Annotated in this window: 2 protein-coding genes; both read left to right on the top strand. The window is 63.7% G+C overall.

From position 1 onward, the window contains the following. The coding region (locus AC1DT3_RS20785) for an NAD(P)/FAD-dependent oxidoreductase (protein ID WP_477467098.1) at positions 1-1,278 on the top strand (1,278 nt) is incomplete at its 5' end. Next, on the top strand, positions 1,275-1,495 hold a 221-nt coding region (locus AC1DT3_RS20790), incomplete at its 3' end, for a DUF1365 family protein (protein ID WP_477467099.1). The genes AC1DT3_RS20785 and AC1DT3_RS20790, both read left to right, overlap by 4 nt.

The following is a 1,495-nucleotide window of genomic DNA, read 5'->3' on the forward strand; positions in this document are numbered from 1 at the left end:
CTGTTGTCCTCGCAGCATCGGGTGACGCTGTTCGAGGCGGAACCGCGTCTCGGCGGGCATTCCCACACGGTCGACGTCGCGCACAAGGGTATTTTGGTCCCGGTCGACACGGGCTTTATCGTCTACAACGAGCCGACCTACCCCAATCTCACGGCGCTCTTCGACCATCTCGGCGTTCCGACAAGGGCGACGGACATGTCCTTCGCCGTCTCCCTCGATGGCGGTGCGATGGAATACAGCGGCACGGGCCTCGCCGGTCTCTTCGCGCAGAAGGGCAATATCGCACGGCGCCGGTTCTGGTCGATGCTGTCCGATCTCGTACGCTTCTACAAGAACGCGCCGGCTGATATCGAGAGGCTGGGCCTGACCTCCCTTGGCGAATATCTCGATGCCGAACGCTATGGCGCAGCCTTTCGGGAAGACCATCTTTTCCCGATGGCGGCGGCGATCTGGTCGACGCCCGCGAGCCGGATTCAGGATTATCCCGCTGCCGCCTTCATTCGCTTYTGCGACAATCATGGCCTGCTCAAAATGAGCAATCGTCCCGTCTGGCGCACAGTTCAAGGCGGCAGCCGCGCCTATGTGGATCGCCTGCGCGCAGCGATGGACGGGCGCGTGCGGACGAGCGCACCGGTGCGCCGCATCACGCGGTCGCAATCCTGCGTCTTCGTCGAGACAGAGGCTGGAGGGCGCGAGCGATTCGATCACGTCGTCATAGGGACCCACGCCGACCAGGCCCTTCAATTGCTGGCCGATCCCGGCACGGACGAAACGGGGATTCTCGCTGCCTTTCGCTACAGCAGCAACGAGACCGTTCTGCATCAGGACGAGCGTCTGATGCCGCGGCGGCGCGCCGTCTGGTCGAGCTGGAACTATCTGGCCGACCGGCGCGAGGCGGATGGCCATCCCTGTGTGACCTATTGGATGAACCAGCTTCAGGGACAGCCCGCCGATTGTCCGCTCTTCGTTTCGCTCAATCCGGCGTTCGCCCCGCGCGATGAGCGGGTTTTATGGCGCGGACGATACGATCATCCGTTGTTCGACAAGGCCGCCATGGCGGCGCAGGCGCGGCTGTGGTCGTTGCAGGGAACGCGTCGAACCTGGTTCTGCGGTTCGTATTTCGGATCGGGCTTTCACGAAGATGGATTGCAGGCGGGACTCGCGGTTGCCGAACAGCTCGGCGGGGGCGGAATCCGTCGGCCCTGGCGCGTACCGGACGAATCCGGCCGCATTGCCGTAGCGCCGGTCGCGCCGCCGCAGCTCGAGGAGGCTTCATGACACATGAGTCCGGCCTCTATGTGGGACATGTGATGCATCGTCGCTTCAAGCCCAAGGAGCACCGACTTCGCTATCGCGTCTATTGGCTGCTGGTCGATCTCGACGAGCTCCCGGCCCTCGGACGCTCGCTGCGCTTCTTCTCGCACAACGGCTTCAACCTTTTCAGCATCTGCGACCGCGATTACGGATCGCGAACGGGCGCACCGCTGCGCAAGGA

The organism is Microvirga sp. P4_G7 (assembly GCF_056401005.1).